This window comes from Clavibacter davisi (assembly GCF_052751415.1).
On record NZ_CP199882.1, the window covers coordinates 3295946 to 3313938 of the forward strand.

The window sequence follows — 17993 nt, forward strand, 5'->3', positions numbered from 1 at the left end:
TTCTAGCTCGGACCACCGACACGGCTCGAGAGGGTGTCGGCCGGGCTCCTGACGGGCCCGTGGCGGCCCGTTCGACGGGCGCTGCCCCACGATATGGATCGACGCACCGCGGCACCAAATGCGCCTGTGGATGGGGGTGTGGACAAAGTGGGCGAAACGCCGGGCATCGTGTGGACTACCTGGGGACAAGCCTGTGCACTTCGGACGAATATCCGGGCCGAATCTGCTTCTGACCAGGCTCTGCGAGTTCCACACCCGATGTGGGAAAAGTAGTCTGCACCAGGGCTTGAGAGTTCTTCTGCTACGGCTTGGCCTGTGGATGGGGCTGGGGATCGAGGGCCCTCTGACCGGCCGGTTAACCGCCGATGGCGGTGGGCATCATGCCCACCGCCATCGAACTCGTGCTGCGTTACTTCGCGGCGACGACCTGCAGGCTGATCGTGGCGACGATGTCGTCACGGAGCCGGATCGTGGCCTCGTGGTTCCCCGTGGCCTTGATGGCGTTGGGGATCTCGATCTTGCGCTTGTCGACCTGGCCGATGCCGGACTCCTCGACCGCCTTGGCGATGTCGGACGTCTTGACGGAGCCGAAGAGGCGCCCGCCCTGGCCGGCCTTGACGGTCAGCTTGACGACCTTGGCCTCGAGGCGGCTCTTGAGGTCCTGCGCCTCCTCGATGGTCGCGTGCTCGCGAGCGGCACGCGCGGCCTTGATCTGCTCGATCTGCTTCTCGCCGCCACGGCTCCAGATGACCGCGAAGCCCTGGGGGACGAGGTAGTTGCGGGAGAACCCGTTCTTGACCTCGACGACGTCGCCGGGGGAACCGAGGCCGGAGACCTCGGTCGTGAGGATCACTTTCGACATTCCATTACCCCTTAACGGCCGGAGCCGGCGTAGGGGAGAAGTGCCATCTCACGCGCGTTCTTGACTGCGCGCGCGATGAGGCGCTGCTCCTGCACCGAGACACCGGTGATGCGACGAGCGCGGATCTTTCCCCGCTCGGAGATGAACTTGCGGAGGGTGGCGACATCCTTGTAGTCGATGACGCCGACGCGGATGGACTTCGCCGGGGCGGCGTTCTTGCCGCCCTTGGCTCCGCGGAGAGGCTTGCGGCGGTCGCCGCTGCTCTTTCCAGCCATGATTCTTCCTGTCTTTCGTACGTAGTGCGACGAGCCCTAGAAGGGCGTCTCGTCGTTGAAGTTGCCGGGGTTGGACCAGCCGCCGTCGCCGCCGGAGTTGCCTCCGCCGGAGCTCGCGGGGGTGCCCCACGGCTCCTCGGCCACCTGCTGCTGGGGCTGCCCGCCGCCGAACTGGCCGCGACCGCCACCGCCGGAGTTGCCTCCGCCGTTGCCGCCGCCGCCCGATGCGCGGGTGACCTGCGCCGTGGCGTACCGGAGCGAGGGGCCGATCTCGTCGACCTCGAGCTCGATGGAGGTGCGCTTCTCGCCCTCCTTCGTCTCGTACGACCGCTGCTTGAGGCGGCCGGTCGCGACGACACGCGAGCCCTTGGTGAGCGAGGACGCCACGTGCTCGGCGAACTCGCGCCACACGCTCGCACGGAGGAAGAGGGCGTCGCCGTCCTTCCAGTCGTTGCTCGCGCGGTCGAAGGACCTCGGCGTGGAGGCGATGGTGAAGTTGGCTACCGCCAGCCCGTTCTGCGTGTATCGCAGCTCCGGATCACTGGTGAGGTTGCCCACGACCGTGATGATGGTTTCGCCGGCCATCGACTACTCCCCGGTCTTCTCGCTGGAAGCGGCCTGCGCCGCCGGCTTGCCGGGCGTCGCCGGAGCGGCGTCCGTGGCGGGCGCCTGGGGCGCGGCGTCTGCGGCCTTGGACGTGGCGGCGGCCTTGCGGGCGGCCTTCTCGTCGGCGAGCTTCGCAGCGGTGGCGACCATGGCCATGGCCTCCTCGGCACGCAGCACCTTGGTGCGCATGACGGCCTCGGACAGACCCAGCTGGCGGTCGAGCTCCTGCGTGGCCTCGCTCGTGGCGGTGAGCTGGACGACGGCGTAGATGCCCTCGTTCTTCTTGTTGATCTCGTACGCCAGTCGACGACGGCCCCAGACGTCGACGTTGTCGACGGTGCCACCGCTGGTGCGGATGACGTTGAGGAACTTGTCGAGACTGGGAGCGACGGTGCGCTCATCGATCTCGGGATCCAGGATCACCATGAGTTCGTACTGATGCGTCACTAACCCACCTCCTTCGGACTTGAACGGTCGCAGACGATCTGCGACAGGAGGGTATGTGCATCTGTCCGCGCGGAGGAGGGGAATCCCGCCGCCGGGCGGACAACCTCGCAAGACTACCGGATGGGGAGGAGGCGCACCAGCCGGATCCGCGTCGGCATGCGGGAGCGGCGGATCAGCCCTGCTGGGCCGCCCACCACGCGACGAGGCGGCGCGTGGCCTCGTCCTCGTCGAGCGGGCCCTCGTCGAGCCGCAGCTCCAGGAGGAAGCGGTACGCGCGGCCGACGACCGGGCCGGGCGGCACGTCGAGGATCCGCATGATGGCCTCGCCGTCGAGGTCCGGCCGCACGGCCGCCATCTCCTCCTGCTCGGCGAGCTCGGCGATGCGGGTCTCGAGGTCGTCGTAGGCGAATCCGAGGCGGTCGGCCTTGCGGCGGTTCTGCGTGGTGACGTCGGCGCGGGTCAGGATGTGCAGGCGCTCGAGCTCGGGGCCGGCGTCGCGGACGTACCGGCGGACGGCGGAGTCGGTCCAGCCGCCCTCCGTGTAGCCGAAGAAGCGGAGGTGCAGCTCGACGAGGCGGGAGACCGACGCGATGGTGTCGTTGTCGAAGCGGAGCGCGCGCAGGCGGCGCTTCGCCATCTTCGCGCCGACCACGTCGTGGTGGTGGAAGGTGACGACCCCGCCCGGCTCCAGCCGCCGCGTCGACGGCTTGCCGATGTCGTGGAGGAGCGCCGCCAGACGGAGCACCAGGTCCGGCGCCTCGCCCGGGTGGCGGCTGCGCTCGTGGTCGATGGCCTGGTCGAGCACCTGGAGGGAGTGCTGGTACACGTCCTTGTGACGGTGGTGCTCGTCGGCCTCGAGCTTCATCGCCGGCAGCTCCGGCAGCACGTGCTCCGCGAGGCCGCCCTCCACGAGGAGGTCGAGGCCAGCGCGCGGCTCGGGCGTGCGCAGCAGTTTGCTGAGCTCGTCGCTCACGCGCTCGACGGAGATGTCGAGGATCCGCGGGGCCATGTCGCGGATGGCGGCGAGCGCCGCGTCGTCGAGCCGGAAGCCGAGCTGGGAGGCGAAGCGGACGGCGCGCATCATGCGGAGCGGGTCGTCGCCGAAGGAGACCTCGGGGGCCACGGGCGTGCGGAGCACCTGCGCGAGGAGGTCGTCGATGCCGCCCGACGGATCCACCAGCACGACCTGCGGCAGGCGCACGGCGAGCGCGTTCACCGTGAAGTCGCGGCGCACGAGGTCCTCCTCGAGCGAGGAGCCGAACTCGACCTCGGGCTTGCGGGAGACGCCGTCGTACTGGTCGGTGCGGTAGGTCGTGATCTCGACCTGCTCCCCCTTCACGCGCGCGCCGATCGTGCCGAACGCGCGTCCGATGTCCCAGTGGGCGTCGGCGACGGGCTTCACGATCTCGAGGATGCGGTCGGGGCGGGCATCCGTGGTGAGGTCGAGGTCGGTCGCGTCGCGGCCGAGGAACGCGTCGCGCACCGGTCCGCCGACGAGGGCGAGCTCGTGGCCGGCCTCGTGGAAGGCTCGGGCGAGCACGGCGACCGGGGGCGATGCGGCCAGCTCGCGGAGACGCTCGAGGGCCTGTGCGACGCTGTGCATGGTCGGACAGTCTACGGCGGCGGCGCGACGGGCTTCCGAGACCACGGCGAGCGCTCACGGGCGCCCGGGGCCAGCGCTTTAGAATCGCCAGATGCACGCCGCGCCTCGACACGACGCCGGCCCCACCCGCACGGACAGAGCCCTCCGGCTGATCCGGCGATCCGCCAGACGCACGATCTCCACCCTCGTGTGCGTCACGGTCGCCGCCGGGACCCTCGCCGCCGGGACGGTCGCCGGTCCGGCGACCCCGGCGCACGCCGCGACCGAGGGCGTCACCTTGTCGGTGACCCCGGCCGCCGCGGGCATCCTGCGCCCGGGCGAGGACCTGCAGGTCACGGTAACGGTCGTCAACGCGACGGACGTGGCGGTGCCGGCCGGGCAGATCGACCTCGACCTCAACCGCACCGTGCTCGACACGCGCACGAAGATCGACGGCTGGCTCGACGTATCGGGCACCGAGGCGAACGCGCGCACGGGTCCGCGCATCGGCCGGACCGGATCGCCGGAGGTCGCCGCGGGCGGCACCGTCGACGTGCCCGTCACCGTGCCGGCCGCCACCGTGGGCCTGCAGGGCACCCGCGGCGGGTTCGGCCCCCGGGGCCTCACGGCGGTGCTCGCGTCCGGTGGGACCACCGTCAGCACCGGCCGCGGAGCCGTCGTCTGGAGCCCCGGAACGGATCCCGCGGCCACGCCGGTCGCCGCGGTGATGCCGCTGACCGTGCCGCCCAGCGCATCCGACCTGATCGACGCCGAGGCGCTGGCCACCTACACGGGCACGACCGGCACGCTCACCCGCCAGCTGGATGCCGTCGTGGGCCGCCCGGTCGCGGTGGGCATCGATCCGCGCATCCTCGCCTCCATCCGCATACTCGGCACCGACGCGCCCGCGTCCGCCCTCGGGTGGCTGGAGCGCCTGAAGACCATCCCCAACGAGACCTTCGCCCTCGCGTGGGCCGACGCCGACGTCGCCGTGCAGGCGCAGGCCGGGGCCGCCACCCTCCTCGCCCCGACGGACGCCACCTACGCGCTGCGCCCGGGCCGCTTCGCCGCTCCCGGAGCCAGCCCGTCGCCCTCGCCCACCCGGACGCCCGAGGAGTCCCCGGCGCCCACCGGGAGCCCCGCCGCCGCCGGGGCCGGTCGTGGATCCGCGACCGCGGGTCTCGCGACGCCCTCCCCCGGGGAGAGCGGCAGCCCCCAGCCCACCCCCACGCCGGGCGCTCCCGCCGCGTCCCCCGTGCCGAGCCTCGCGGACCTCACGGCGTGGGACTACACCATGTCCGGCTTCGCCTGGCCGCTCGCCGGCACCGCCGTCACGTCCGACCTCGGGGTCTTCGCCGCGAGCGGCACGACGACCACGATCCTCTCGAGCGACGACGTCCGATCCGCGAGCTCGGCCCGCGTGGGCGCCGTCGGGAACGCGGGCGACACCACGGTGCTCGTCACGGACGCGGACGTCTCGGCCCTCGTCGACCAGGCGCTCTCCGCCGAGACCGACCAGGGCTTCGGCATCGCGCTCGCCCGGCTCTCGGCCACCCTCGCCGCCGATGCCCGCGAGGCCGACGGCCACGTCGTCGTCGCGGCCCTGGAGCGCGGCTGGGCCGCATCGAACGGGCGCCTCGGCCAGCTGCTCGACGCCATCGGCGCGCTGCCCTACAGCGACACGGCACCCCTCAGCGCGGCTCTCGGCAGCCCGGCCGTCGAGGTCCAGGTCGTCGACCACCCGGAGGACGCGGCCCGCGTCCGTCGCGTCGCCGACTCCCTGTCCCTGGAGGCGCAGGTCGCCGCGTTCGCCAAGGCCGTCGAGCGGCCGGAGCTGATCACCGGCCAGCAGCGCCTGCTCCTCCTCGCCACCCTCTCGACGCGCTGGCGCGAGACCGCGGATGGCGCCGCGACCACCCAGGACGGTTACGTGGCCCAGGCCGACGAGCTGCTGTCCTCGGTCGCCATCACCACGCGGCAGAACACCGTCATCAGCGACACGACGAGCCTGCTCATCAACGTCAGCAACGCCCTCGACCAGCCCGTCACCGTGCGCCTCTCCATCACCGCGGGCAGCGGCCGGATCCGCGTGGACGACTCCGCGGTCGTCACGGTCCCCGCGCACGGCAGCGCCTCCGCCCGGCCGCCCATCACCTCCATCTCCAACGGCGACGTCGTGGTCACCGCCCGCCTCACCACCGAGGACGGCAGCGTGCAGGTCGGCGACAGCGCACCCGTGGAGCTCTTCATCCGCGCCGGGTTCGAGGCCGTGGTGACGACGCTCTTCGTCGCCGCCGTGGCCCTCCTGTTCGGCTTCGGCCTCTATCGCAGCATCCGCAAGCGCCGCCGCGCCCGAGCCCGGCAGCTCGCCGGCCTGCCCGAGGAGACCGATGACTGACCGGACCGCGTCGACCGCCGCCGGGGCCACCCCGTGACCGCGCCCACCTCCCGGGGCGGCGGCATCGGCCGCGCGTCGGCCCTGCTCGCGTCGGGCACGTTCGTCTCCCGCATCCTCGGCTTCATCAAGGCGATCGTGCTGCTGCAGACCATCGGCGCGACCCTCGGCAGCTCCAACGCCTTCTCCAACGCGAACCAGCTGCCGAACAACATCTACGTGATCATCGCCGGCGGCGTCCTCAACGCCGTCCTCGTGCCGCAGGTCGTGCGCGCCGCCAAGCACGCGGACGGCGGCGCCGGCTACATCAACAAGCTGGTGACCATCGCGATCGTCGTGCTCGGCGGCGTCACGGTCCTCGCCACCGTGGGCGCGCCCGTCGTCTCCGGCATCTACGCGGCCACGCTGCCGCCCGACGTGTTCGCCCTCGTGGTCGCGTTCGCGTACTGGTGCCTCCCGCAGATCTTCTTCTACGGCCTCTACGCGGTGCTCGGGGAGGTCCTCAACGCGCGCGGGTCCTTCGGGCCCTTCACCTGGGCGCCGGTCCTCAACAACGTCGTCGCCATCGCCGGGCTGCTCCTCTTCCAGGCGATGTTCGGATCCGGCAGCCGTCCGGTGGACGACTGGAGCCTCGACAAGATCCTCGTGCTGGCCGGATCCGCGACCCTGGGCGTGGTCGCGCAGGCGCTCATCCTCTTCGTCTTCTGGCGCCGGGTGGGCCTCCGCTTCCGCTTCGACTTCGCCTGGCGCGGCGTGGGCCTCGGCACCGCCGGACGGCTCGCGGGCTGGACCTTCGGCATGCTCGTCGTGACGCAGCTCGCCGGCGTCGCGCAGTCGAACGTGGCCAACATCGCGGCCACCTCGGACAGCCCGTCGAGCACGATCCTGCTCAACGCGTGGCTGTTCTTCATGCTCCCGCACTCGATCTTCGCGGTCTCCATCGCCACCGCCTACTTCACGCGCATGAGCACCCACGCGGGCGAGGGGGACCACGACAGCATGCGTCTCGACCTCTCCTCCGCGATCCGCACCGTCGCGCTGATGACCGTCCTGTCGACCGCGCTCATCGCGGTCCTCGCCGGTCCGGTCGCACGCGTGATGGTCTCGGGCGACATCGGCGAGGTCCGCGGCTACGGGATGGTGCTCATCGCCTTCATCCTGGGGCTGCCCGCGTTCAGCACCCTCTTCGTGCTGCAGCGTGCCTTCTACGCCCTGTCGGACACGCGGACGCCGTTCGTGATCCAGAGCGTCCAGGTCGTCGTGTTCATCGCCGGCGCGCTCGTCATCGCGCAGCAGCCCGTCGAGCTGATCGGCGTGGGCCTCGCCGTGCTGCAGACCGTCACCGTCACCGGGCAGGCGGTGCTCGCGGCCGTGCTCCTCCGGCGCCGCATCGGGCGCATCGACGGGCGGCGGATCCTCCGCAGCACCGTCCGCTTCGTCGTCGCGGCCGTTCCGACCGCGCTCGTCGGTCTCGGCCTCCTCGTGCTCGTCTCCGGCGGCGCGTTCGCCGGCGTGGGCGTCGCGTCGAAGGGCCAGGCGCTCCTCGTGGGCATCCCGCTCGCCGCGGTCATGACGGCCGTCTACCTCGCGGCCCTGGCCGCCATGCGCTCGTCGGAGCTGCAGCAGCTCGCGGGGCCCGTGATGCGCCGCATCCGTCGCCGCTGACCCGTCATCCGCCCCGCCCGCCGCATGCGCCACGGCTCCTCCACGGCCGGCCTGTCCGCCCGGGGGAGGCGGAGGAATAGCCGCTACCGTGGGTCTGTTGCAGAGGTGAGCGGGCGCCGGGACGGTGCCCCGCCGAGCAGTGGAGGAGAGGCCGTCGTGCGTCAGATCATCATCATCGGTTCGGGACCGGCCGGGTACACGGCCGCCATCTACGCCGCGCGCGCCAACCTCACCCCCCTCCTCATCGCGAGCTCGGTCGAGGCCGGCGGCGAGCTGATGAACACGACCGAGGTCGAGAACTACCCGGGCTTCCCCGAGGGCATCCAGGGCCCCGACCTCATGATGGCGATGCAGGCGCAGGCCGAGCGCTTCGGCACGGAGGTCGTCCTCGACGACGTCACCTCCGTGGAGCTGGAGGGGGACGTCAAGCGCGTCACGCTCGGCAACGGCGACGTGCACGAGGGCCTCGCGATCATCGCCGCCACCGGATCCGCGTACCGCAAGCTCGGCCTCCCCGCCGAGGACCGCCTGAGCGGCCACGGCGTCTCCTGGTGCGCCACCTGCGACGGCTTCTTCTTCCGCCAGAAGACCATCGCGGTCGTCGGCGGCGGAGACAGCGCCATGGAGGAGGCCACCTTCCTCACGCGCTTCGCGGAGAAGGTCTACGTCATCCACCGCAAGGACTCGCTCCGCGCCTCGAAGATCATGCAGGAGCGGGCGTTCGAGAACCCGAAGATCGAGTTCGTCTGGAACGCGCAGGTGGTCGACATCACGGGCGACGAGAAGGTCGACGGCGTGGTCCTCGAGGACACGGTCACCGGCGAGCAGCGCCCTCTGGCGCTCGACGGCCTCTTCATCGCGATCGGCAACGACCCACGCACGCACCTCTTCCACCAGCAGCTCGAGCTCACCACCGAGGGCACCATCGCCGTCGACGGCCGCTCCTCCCGCACGAACCTGCCGGGCGTCTTCGCCGCCGGCGACGTCATCGACCCCACCTACCGCCAGGCCATCACGGCCGCCGCCTCCGGCACCATCGCCGCGCTCGACGCGGAGCACTTCCTCGCGTCCCTGCCCGACGCGCTGCTCGACGCGGCGTCCGACGGCCCGGACGGAGCCGCCGGCCACGGCGCCCCCGCAGCCGGCAGCGCGGTGGATCCCGACGGCGAGCTCGTCGGCGCCGAGCACGCGTAGTCCCGGGGCCGTAGGCCCCGTCCCCGCCTCGGGATCCGGGAGACGCCCGGATCCGCACGAACCGCACGAAGGAGCACACATGTCCCACGCACGCGACGTCACCGACGCCAGCTTCCAGGCCGACGTCCTCGATGCCGAGAAGACCGTCATCGTCGACTTCTGGGCCCCCTGGTGCGGCCCGTGCAAGGCCGTCTCCCCGATCCTCGACCAGATCGCCGCCGAGAACCCCGGCATCGAGCTCGTGAAGATCGACGTGGACGACAACCCCGAGGTCGCCATGAAGTACAAGATCACGTCGATCCCCGCCATGAAGGTCTTCCAGGCCGGCGAGGTCGTCAAGACGGTCATCGGCGCCAAGCCGAAGCCCGCCCTCGAGCAGGAGTTCGCCGACTTCCTCAAGTGATCCCGCGTCGCGTTCCCGCAGGATCGCGACTCCCCGCTCGGAGGGCCCGGCACCGGACAGGTGCCGGGCCCTCCGTCGTCCCGGCGTCGTGGACCGTGCCCGGCCAGGCCGAGCCTCCCCTCCGCGACCGCCCGTTAGGCTGATCGGCAATCGGACAGTGAGAGACGTGACGTGACTTCTGCAGGCAGCCCCCGCGATCCCGCGGGCACCAACCTCGACCCCTGGTTCCCCCACTACGCGGAGAGGACCTCGGGACTCAGCGCCTCCGAGGTGCGCGCCCTCTTCGCCGTGGCCTCCCGACCTGAGGTCGTCTCGCTCGCCGGTGGCATGCCGTTCGTCTCCGCCCTCCCGCAGGAGCTCATCGTCACGGCGATGGAGAAGGTCATGCGCGAGCGGGGCCCGGTCGCCCTCCAGTACGGCGGTGGCCAGGGCACGCCGGAGCTCCGCGAGGACATCCTCGAGATCATGGCGCTCGAGGGCATCCGCGGCAGCGTCGACGACATCGTCACCACCACGGGCTCGCAGCAGGCGCTCGACCTCGTCACCAAGCTCTTCATCGACCCGGGGGACGTGATCCTCGCCGAGGCCCCCAGCTACGTCGGCGCGATCGGCGTCTTCCGCAGCTACCAGGCGGTCGTCGAGCACGTGGTCATGGACGACGACGGGCTCGTCCCCGAGGCGCTCCGCGAGGCGATCACGCGGATCCGCGGCGAGGGCCGCACCATCAAGTTCCTCTACACGGTCCCCAACTTCCACAACCCCGCCGGCGTCACGATGTCGGCCGCACGCCGCCCGGAGATCCTCGAGATCTGCCGGTCGAACGACATCCTCGTGCTGGAGGACAACCCCTACGGCCTCCTCTGGTTCGACCGTCCGGCTCCCGACGCCCTGCGCAGCCTCGACGACGAGGGCGTCATCTACCTCGGCTCGTTCTCCAAGACGCTCGCCCCCGGGTTCCGCGTCGGCTGGGCGCTCGCGCCGCACGCCATCCGAGAGAAGCTGATCCTCGCGCAGGAGTCCGCCGTCCTCTCCCCCAGCTCCTTCAGCCAGCTCATCATCTCGGAGTACCTGCACGCGTCCGACTGGAAGGGCCAGATCGACACCTTCCGCGACGTGTACCGCGAGCGGCGCGACGCGACGCTGTCCGCGCTGCAGGAGCACCTCCCGAGCCTCAGCTGGACCGTCCCGAACGGCGGCTTCTACGTCTGGCTGAAGCTCCCGGAGCAGCTCGACTCGAAGCAGATGCTGCCCCGCGCCGTCACCGCGCTCGTCGCGTACACGCCCGGCACGGCCTTCTACGCCGACGGCCGCGGTCGCGACGCCATCCGGTTGTCGTTCTGCTACCCCACGCCGGAGCGGATCCGCGAGGGCATCCGGCGCATGGCGGGCGTGATCGACGATGAGCTCGACCTGCTCACGACCTTCTCGGGCACGGGCGCGCTGTCCTCGCGCACAACGACGAGCGTCTCAGCGCCGCCGCCGGACCTGGACTGACCCGCTCCCCTGCACCTCCTCGGACTCCGAACACGACTGGATCGAGCATCATGACCGCACACGAGCCCCTCTCCGTCGTCGTCCTGGCCGGCGGGATCTCCCACGAGCGAGACGTCTCCCTCCGCAGCGGCCGTCGCGTGGCGGATGCGCTGCGGAGCGCGGGCGTGCAGGCCACGCTGCGCGATCCGGACGCGACCCTGCTCGACTTCCTCCGCGACACTCCTCCCGCGGTCGTCTGGCCGGTCCTGCACGGTGCCAGCGGCGAGGACGGCGCCCTTCTCGGGCTCCTGGAGCTGGCCGGCGTGCCGTACGTCGGATCCTCCGCTCGGGCGGCGCGCCTCGCGTGGGACAAGCCGACCGCGAAGGCCATGGCGGAGGCCGCCGGGATCCGCACCCCGCGTTCGGTCACGCTCCCGAAGGACACCTTCCGCGAGCTGGGCGCCGCCGCGGTCCTGCGCCTGGTGGGCGAGTCGATGCCGGCACCGTACGCGGTGAAGCCGGCGCGGGGCGGATCCGCCCAGGGCGTCACGATCGTGCGCGACGCGGATGCCCTCCCCCGCGCAATGGTCGACGCGTACACGTACGGCGACGTCGCCGTGATCGAGCAGTTCGTGGACGGCACGGAGATCGCCATCGGCGTCCTCGACACCGGCGCCGGACCGGAGGCGCTCCCCGCCACCGAGATCGTGCCCACGTCCGGCGTGTACGGCTACGAGGCGCGGTACAACGCGGGCCTCACCCGCTTCTACACCCCGGCGCGGCTGGCCGACGCCGCGAGCGGCGCGGTGGCCGACGCAGCGGTGCGCATCCACCGCGCCCTGGGCATCGGCCAGATGTCCCGGGTGGATCTCATCGTGGACGCGGCGGGCACTCCGTGGTTCCTCGAGGTCAACGTCATCCCCGGCCTCACGGAGACGTCGCTGCTGCCCCAGGGTCTCACCGCTGCGGGCATCGAGGTCGGATCCCTCTACCGTCGACTCGCCGAGGTCGTCGCCGGCCGCTGACGCATCACAGGGGGCGAGAGCCCACGCTGGCTGCGTCGGCCCTCCTCTGGTCGCCCTCGGAGCGCACGCGCCTCACGCGGCCGGAGCCCGACTCACGCCTCCGTGGACTCGGCAGGGACACCCATCTCGTCCGCGATGCGGGCGAGATCACCGACGGTCGCGAAGTCGATGACGATCTGCCCCTTCTGGGCCGACATCGTGACCCGGACGCTCGTGTTGAGGTGATCCCCGATGCGCTGAGCCGTGTCGTCGAGGTGCGCCGTGCGCGCGGACGCCGTCGACCTGCGCGGCTTCGTCGTCTTCTGCCCACGCTGCGCCGCCGCCTCGGCGGCCCGCACGGAGAGGTCCTCGTTGACGATCTTGTCGGCCAGCAGTCGCATCGCGTCGTCATCGCCCGACGAGAGGATCGCACGGGCATGCCCGGCGGAGAGCACGCCCGCGGCGACGCGGTGCTGCACGTCTTCGGGCAGACGGAGCAGCCGGATGGTGTTGGTGATCTGCGGCCGCGATCGTCCCAGCCGCGTCGCGAGCTCGTCCTGGGTGATGGCGAAGTCCGCCAGCAGCTGCTGGTAGGCGCTGGCCTCTTCGAGGGGATTGAGCTCCGACCGGTGCAGGTTCTCGAGGAGCGCGTCGCGCAGCATCGACTCGTCGGCCGTGTCCTTGATGACCGCCGGGATCGTGTCGAGCCCGAGCTCCTTGGTGGCACGGAGACGTCGCTCCCCCATCACGAGCTCGTAGCGCGCACGTCCTGTGCCGTCCACACCGAGGGGACGAACCACGATCGGCTGCAAGACGCCGTATTCGCGGATGGAGACCACCAGCTCCTGCAACTCGTCCGGACGGAAGTCCGTCCGCGGCTGCTGGGCATTCGGCGCGATGTCTGCGGGATCCAGGTTCGCGAGTCGTGCGCCGGGGACGGCGACGAGCTCCGGCTCGCGGGATGCGTCTGCGTCGCGGCTGCCCTTGGCGACCCCGGACGGAGCCCCCGCTGCAGCCGAGTCGGGGAAGAACACATCGACCGGGCGGCTGCGCTCGTCGGACGTGGGGATGAGGGCGCCGATGCCGCGCCCTAGGCCGGTTCTCTTGGTTGCCATTATCTCGAAGCTCCTCGATGTGCGATCTCGGCTGCGGCCTCCAGGTAGGAGAGCGCGCCGGGCGAATTGGGGTCGTAGCTGATGACGCTCTGTCCATAGCTCGGGGCCTCGCTGATGCGCACCGAGCGCGGGATCAGCGTGGCCAGCGTCTGCTCGGGGAAGTGCTCACGGACCTCGGCGGCCACCTGCTGAGCCAGGTTCGTCCTGCCGTCGTACATCGTGAGCAGGATCGTGGACAGTGCGAGCTCCGGGTTGAGGTGCTGCGAGATGAGCTGGATGTTGGACAGCAGTTGGCTCAGCCCCTCCAACGCGTAGTACTCGCACTGGATGGGGATGAGCACCTCACGCGCCGCAGCGAACGCGTTGATGGTGAGCAGCCCCAGGGATGGTGGGCAGTCGATCAAGACGTAGTCGTAGCCCCTCCCCTCCGCCGATCCCAGGAAGGCATCCAAGGCGATCCGCAGGCGCCGCTCGCGATGGGGCAGAGCGACCAGTTCGATCTCGGCGCCCGCCAGGTGGATCGTCGCCGGGACACACGCGAGCGTGTCGAACTCGGGGCTGCTCTGGATGGCGTCGACGATGGGGGCCTCGTCCACGAGCACGTCATACACGCTCGTGATGTCCCCCTGCCGGTCGACTCCCAGCGCGGTGGATGCGTTGCCCTGCGGGTCGAGGTCGATGACCAGCGTGCTGGCTCCGGACTTGGCAAGAGCCGCGGCGAGGTTGACCGTCGAGGTCGTCTTGCCGACACCGCCCTTCTGATTCGCGATCGTGAACACCCGGGTCGACTGCGGCCGCGGGAGCACCTGGCCGGCGAGTGCCTTCCGCCGCCGATTGGTCTCCGAGAGCTCCCGCATGATGGGACTCAGGTCGTCGTCCATGGGGATCCTTCGCATCGGTGGTGGATGAGCGGTGACATGTGCGTCAGAGCGTGGTGCGTTTCACGTGAAACATCTGCCGCGCAACTGTGAATCTCGCGCTGGTCAGCATAAAAGACCGGGAAAGTCACTCCACGCGGGCGCGGATGACGCGGGTCGTCTCCGTCACCACACCTTCGCCCAGCGTGATGACCTCCACGTCCTCGAGATGGTACTTCCGGATCGCCTTGCTCGCCGCCTCCACTTCCCGCTCGGCATTGGCGCCCTTCATCAAGACCAATTCGCCGCCGGTTCGGACCATCGGCACAGTCAGCGGAATCAGCTTGGCGAATGCGCTCACCGCCCGAGCGGTCACCTGATCGAGGACGTACTTCGTCGCCACCTCTTCGGCGCGGGCACGGTCCACGCGCACGTTGGTCAGCCCGAGGAGACCGACCTGTTCTTCGAGCCACGCCACACGGCGCTCCATGGGCTCGATCAGGACGAAGTCGACGTCGGGACGAGCGATGGCCAACACCAGACCAGGAAGCCCAGCACCAGTGCCGACGTCGCCGACGAGTCCCGGTCGCAGCAGGGGCGCCACCAGTACTGAATTGAGGATGTGGCGACTCCACAAGCGAGCCGGTTCCAGCGGACCGATGAGCCCGAGCTCCTCGCCCCGTTTCCCCAGGTCATCGGCAAAGAGACGGGCGGCACCTATCTGGTCGCCGAAGAGCTGGGCCGCGGCGGCCGGCTCCGCCTCGATGGTCAGTTCGTCATTCATCCTGACCTCGGTTCTCGTCCTTCATGTGATTCACGGCCTCGACGCTCCGATTGCTGCTGGAAACACGAACTCAGCGGCAGTCGTCGTCGTGCGTCGAGTTTAGCTGATGGGTCCGGGGCATCCGCGCGGAGCACGTGTATCGGTGTTTCACGTGAAACGTCGACCCACTGTGGGTGGCTACAGCAGCTGAGTTCGGCGGCAAACAGCACACGTGGCGCCCACGCTGGGCAGTCGCGTTGCTGGTGGATGCATGCCCCAGGCTGCGCCTGCGAAGGATGCCCGCAGTTGGCGGCGGATTGGTGCACCACCTGTGGGTCAGGGTCACACCGCCTCGTAGAGTGCGACGGAGCTGGTCACGATGCGGTCCTCTACGGAACGTTTCACGTGAAACACGCGATTCCGCGGCTCGCGCTGCGGGGTAGCTGCTGCCACACATTCGCGACCTTTTGGTGACACGTGCGTGTCAGCACGCAGACCCGGAGCGCGCAAGAGGGGCAGGATCCCGTGGATCCTGCCCCTCTCCGGCAGCGGCGATGACGATCACGCCTTGGTGATCACCGTGTGGCGATCGCGGCCTTCACCTTCGGACTCGGAGGTGTACCCGCGCTCCGCCACGATGTCGTGGACCAGCTTGCGCTCGTAGGAGGACATGGGAGGAAGTGCGGCCGAAGAGGATCCCGCCGAGATGCGCTCGATGGCACGATCCACGAGTCGACCCAGCTCCGCCTGTCGGGCATCCCGCGATCCCCCGACATCCAAGATCAAGCGCGAGAACGCGCCGGTCTTGTTCTGCACGGCGAGCCGTGTCAGCTCCTGCAGGGCCGTCACCGTCTCCGGATCGGAGAGCAGACGCAGGTCCTGCGAGTCCGCGGCGTCGACGGAGACGTACGCGCGACCGCCGCGCTGGTCGATGTCGATGTCGCCGTCGAGGTCGCAGATGTCGAGGAGCTCCTCGATGTAGTCCGCGGCGATGTCCCCCTCGTCGCCACCGTTCGCCGGCATGGCGTCCGCGGTCGGCCGAGGCTCATCGGCCGTCTCGGGCACCGATGTCACGGACACGAGGTCCGCGGGGGAGGCAGGGATCGGCTCGCTCATCGGTTCTTGGATCCCGCCTGCTTCTTGGCGCGGTTCTTGCCGACGGGCTGCTGCCGCTGGACGGGCTTGCGCTCCTCCACCACAACCGTGCCGGCGTCCGCGGAGGCCTCGGGAGCCACGAGCTTGCCCTTCCGAGCCAGTCGCGCCTCGCGAGCGCGGGCAGCCTCACTGCCGGGTGTCGGCATGTTGCGGATCACCAGGAACTGCTGCCCCATGGTCCAGAAGTTCGAGACGAGCCAGTAGAACATCACGCCGAGCGGGAACGCGATGCCGGACACGGCGAAGACCAGCGGGAGGATGTACAGCAGGATGCGCTGCTGCTTGAACATCGGGCTGGCCTTGGTCTCCTCGGACATGTTCTTGGCCATGATCTGGAGCTGCGTGATGAACTGCGAGGCGCTCATCAGGACGACCATGGTCGTCGCGATGACGATGACGGGGATGCTGCCCTGGGACGTGGAGATGGCGGACTGCAGGGGAGCGCCGAGGAACGACGACTCGCCGAACGACCGGGAGAGCTGCGCGTTGAGCAGGCCGATGCCGGGGAGCTCCTCGACGGCGGCGCGGTGCAGCACGGAGTAGAGCGAGAAGAAGATCGGCATCTGGAGCAGCAGCGGCAGGCAGCTGCTGAGCGGGTTGGTGCCAGTGTCCTTGTAGAGCGCCATGGTCTCGCGGGACATCGCCTCGCGGGAGAACTGGTCGCGCTTGCCCTTGTACTTGTCCTGGATCTTCTTTAGCTGCGGCGCGACCTCCATCATGCGCCGCTGGTTCTTGATCTGGCGCACGAAGATCGGGATGAGCGCGGCGCGCACCACGAGCACGAGGCCCACGATGGACAGCACCCAGGTCGCACCGTTGTCCGGGTCGAGCCCGAGGCTCGTCCAGAGGGTGTGGAAGCCGACCAGGATGAGTTCGATGACCCACTTGATCGGCCACAGGATCGTTCCGAGGAAGTCCATGAGTGGTCGTTAGCCCTTTCCGTGGCTGGGTGCGACGACGAATCCGAGCCGCGTGCGTCGGTAGTGCTGATCCCGCCGGACGGGGACGTCGTCGATGCCGCCCTCCGCCCACGGGTGGCACCGGCACACGCGCCACGCCGCGAGAGCGCCGCCGCGGACGAGCCCGTGCTCCTGGACCGCCTCGAGCCCGTAGGCAGAGCAGGAGGGGTAGTAGCGACAGACGTCTCCGTACAGAGGGGAGACGACGCGTCGGTAGATGGTGAGGAACGCGATCGCCACGTTCCGAGGCGCTAGGACGATGGAGGTCAGTGCCCTCATCATCTCGTCCTCACGGCCCGCATCACGGCTGACGCGATCTCCTCCAGCAGGGTATCCCACGCCGTCTGCTCCATGCCTGGCAGGACGCGGATGACGACGGACGATCCTGAGGGGACCTCCGTCAGCAGCCCCGCGGTGACCGCCTTGAGCCGCCGACGGACGGTGTTGCGGGTGACGGCGTTGCCGACCTTCTTGGACACGATGAACCCGAAGCGGATCGGCGCATCCGCGGACCCGGTGGTCGCGTAGACGACCGCGGTCCCGCTGGATGCCCGGCGTCCCCGGCGCACGATGGTGCGGTAGTCCGCACCGCTCGTCACGCGGTTCCGCCGAGCGAGCACGTGCTACGCGGAGAGCTCGGTGCGTCCCTTGCCACGACGGGCGGCGAGGATGGCACGGCCGGCACGGGTGCGCATGCGGAGGCGGAAGCCGTGCTTCTTGGCCTTCTTGCGGTTGTTCGGCTGGAAGGTGCGCTTGCTCACGGTGAGTCTCCACTCAGGTTGGTCCACGGGGCCGACGAGTGCGGCTGGGAAGATGGGGCAGCCTCGACAGGCTGGGTCAACTGCCTAAATCTACGGGTCGAGGGGCCTCCGGTCAAACCCGGGAGCGGAAGCGCGATTATCCACACGACGAGCCCGATGGCCGGTATTGACATGCCGCCGTCGATAGGGTCAATTTGTCCTGGTCCCCGGCAGTGGCTAGCGTGTGGCGTGGCCGCGACGCGTCGGGGGTCGCTCGCGCGGTGCAGACGGCCCGTTCGCACACAGGGTGGATAACCCTGTGAGTAACTATGCTGTCCGCGGTCGCGGTCCCGGATGGTCCGCACCCTCGGAGTCTCCGGGGACGGACGCCGCACTCACGACGCGACGCTCGTCCAGCGTCGACAGCAGGCCGCAGCATCGCGTGCACGCCCGGCGCGAGCCGTCGGATCCGAGCACCGTGACGGCAGATGGGGAAAC

The 17993-nt window shown here is 70.1% G+C and carries 18 protein-coding genes and 1 pseudogene; 6 read left to right on the plus strand and 13 right to left on the minus strand.

Annotated features, from left to right (window positions below):
• Nucleotides 1-409: 409 nt before the first annotated feature.
• The 5 genes and pseudogenes from rplI to ACU4ZT_RS15785 form a co-directional block, all read right to left on the minus strand.
• Nucleotides 410-862, minus strand: a complete 453-nt coding sequence (gene rplI, locus ACU4ZT_RS15765) for a 50S ribosomal protein L9 (protein ID WP_063070935.1) — start codon at nt 860-862, stop codon at nt 410-412.
• 11 nt (nt 863-873) lie between these two features.
• The gene (rpsR, locus tag ACU4ZT_RS15770) at nt 874-1137 is read right to left on the minus strand and encodes a 30S ribosomal protein S18 (RefSeq protein WP_012039648.1); all 264 of its coding nucleotides are present in this window, start codon (nt 1135-1137) and stop codon (nt 874-876) included.
• Nucleotides 1138-1173: 36 nt separating this feature from the next.
• Complete coding sequence (locus ACU4ZT_RS15775) at nt 1174-1722, minus strand: single-stranded DNA-binding protein (protein ID WP_063070934.1); 549 nt, start codon at nt 1720-1722, stop codon at nt 1174-1176.
• A gap of 102 nt (nt 1723-1824) precedes the next feature.
• A pseudogene (rpsF, locus tag ACU4ZT_RS15780) lies at nt 1825-2169 on the minus strand (30S ribosomal protein S6); the annotation flags it as partial.
• A 193-nt stretch (nt 2170-2362) separates the two neighbouring features.
• Complete coding sequence (locus tag ACU4ZT_RS15785) at nt 2363-3793, minus strand: CCA tRNA nucleotidyltransferase (protein ID WP_445337539.1); 1431 nt, start codon at nt 3791-3793, stop codon at nt 2363-2365.
• A gap of 91 nt (nt 3794-3884) precedes the next feature.
• Here ACU4ZT_RS15785 and ACU4ZT_RS15790 point away from each other — a divergent pair, with 91 nt between their 5' ends.
• The 6 genes from ACU4ZT_RS15790 to ACU4ZT_RS15815 all read left to right on the plus strand — a co-directional run bounded on the left by ACU4ZT_RS15790 (nt 3885) and on the right by ACU4ZT_RS15815 (nt 11927).
• Nucleotides 3885-6170 carry a DUF6049 family protein gene (locus ACU4ZT_RS15790; protein WP_445337540.1) on the plus strand — a complete coding sequence of 762 codons (2286 nt, stop codon included), beginning with the start codon at nt 3885-3887 and terminating at the stop codon, nt 6168-6170.
• A gap of 33 nt (nt 6171-6203) precedes the next feature.
• Nucleotides 6204-7832: a murein biosynthesis integral membrane protein MurJ gene (gene murJ, locus ACU4ZT_RS15795; protein WP_063070930.1), complete on the plus strand. Its 1629-nt coding sequence runs from the start codon at nt 6204-6206 to the stop codon at nt 7830-7832.
• Between the two features lie 156 nt (nt 7833-7988).
• Nucleotides 7989-9026, plus strand: a complete 1038-nt coding sequence (trxB, locus tag ACU4ZT_RS15800) for a thioredoxin-disulfide reductase (RefSeq protein ID WP_270980952.1) — start codon at nt 7989-7991, stop codon at nt 9024-9026.
• A 79-nt stretch (nt 9027-9105) separates the two neighbouring features.
• The gene (gene trxA, locus ACU4ZT_RS15805) at nt 9106-9429 is read left to right on the plus strand and encodes a thioredoxin (protein WP_063070928.1); all 324 of its coding nucleotides are present in this window, start codon (nt 9106-9108) and stop codon (nt 9427-9429) included.
• A 171-nt stretch (nt 9430-9600) separates the two neighbouring features.
• Entirely contained in the window at nt 9601-10923 is a 1323-nt protein-coding gene (locus ACU4ZT_RS15810) for an aminotransferase-like domain-containing protein (protein WP_063070927.1), read from the plus strand.
• A 50-nt stretch (nt 10924-10973) separates the two neighbouring features.
• Nucleotides 10974-11927, plus strand: a complete 954-nt coding sequence (locus ACU4ZT_RS15815; protein WP_270980951.1) for a D-alanine--D-alanine ligase family protein — start codon at nt 10974-10976, stop codon at nt 11925-11927.
• A 92-nt stretch (nt 11928-12019) separates the two neighbouring features.
• Here the strand turns inward: ACU4ZT_RS15815 and ACU4ZT_RS15820 are convergent, their stop codons facing one another.
• From ACU4ZT_RS15820 to rpmH, 8 genes are all read right to left on the minus strand, one after another.
• Entirely contained in the window at nt 12020-13021 is a 1002-nt protein-coding gene (locus ACU4ZT_RS15820; protein WP_445337541.1) for a ParB/RepB/Spo0J family partition protein, read from the minus strand.
• Nucleotides 13021-13902, minus strand: coding sequence for a ParA family protein (locus ACU4ZT_RS15825; RefSeq protein ID WP_270980950.1), 882 nt, complete (start codon nt 13900-13902; stop codon nt 13021-13023). The genes ACU4ZT_RS15820 and ACU4ZT_RS15825 overlap by 1 nt, the downstream gene beginning before the upstream one ends.
• A gap of 124 nt (nt 13903-14026) precedes the next feature.
• Nucleotides 14027-14662: a 16S rRNA (guanine(527)-N(7))-methyltransferase RsmG gene (rsmG, locus tag ACU4ZT_RS15830; protein ID WP_445337542.1), complete on the minus strand. Its 636-nt coding sequence runs from the start codon at nt 14660-14662 to the stop codon at nt 14027-14029.
• 540 nt (nt 14663-15202) lie between these two features.
• A complete protein-coding gene (locus ACU4ZT_RS15835; protein ID WP_445338675.1) occupies nt 15203-15664 on the minus strand; it encodes a Jag family protein in 462 nt (153 codons plus the stop codon).
• Nucleotides 15665-15753: 89 nt separating this feature from the next.
• Entirely contained in the window at nt 15754-16716 is a 963-nt protein-coding gene (yidC, locus tag ACU4ZT_RS15840; RefSeq protein ID WP_063070922.1) for a membrane protein insertase YidC, read from the minus strand.
• Nucleotides 16717-16725: 9 nt separating this feature from the next.
• Nucleotides 16726-17037: a membrane protein insertion efficiency factor YidD gene (gene yidD / locus ACU4ZT_RS15845; protein ID WP_445337543.1), complete on the minus strand. Its 312-nt coding sequence runs from the start codon at nt 17035-17037 to the stop codon at nt 16726-16728.
• Nucleotides 17034-17375 carry a ribonuclease P protein component gene (gene rnpA, locus ACU4ZT_RS15850; RefSeq protein ID WP_445337544.1) on the minus strand — a complete coding sequence of 114 codons (342 nt, stop codon included), beginning with the start codon at nt 17373-17375 and terminating at the stop codon, nt 17034-17036. The genes yidD and rnpA overlap by 4 nt, the downstream gene beginning before the upstream one ends.
• 3 nt (nt 17376-17378) lie before the next feature.
• Nucleotides 17379-17516, minus strand: a complete 138-nt coding sequence (rpmH, locus tag ACU4ZT_RS15855) for a 50S ribosomal protein L34 (protein ID WP_012039665.1) — start codon at nt 17514-17516, stop codon at nt 17379-17381.
• Between the last annotated feature and the right edge of the window lie 477 nt (nt 17517-17993).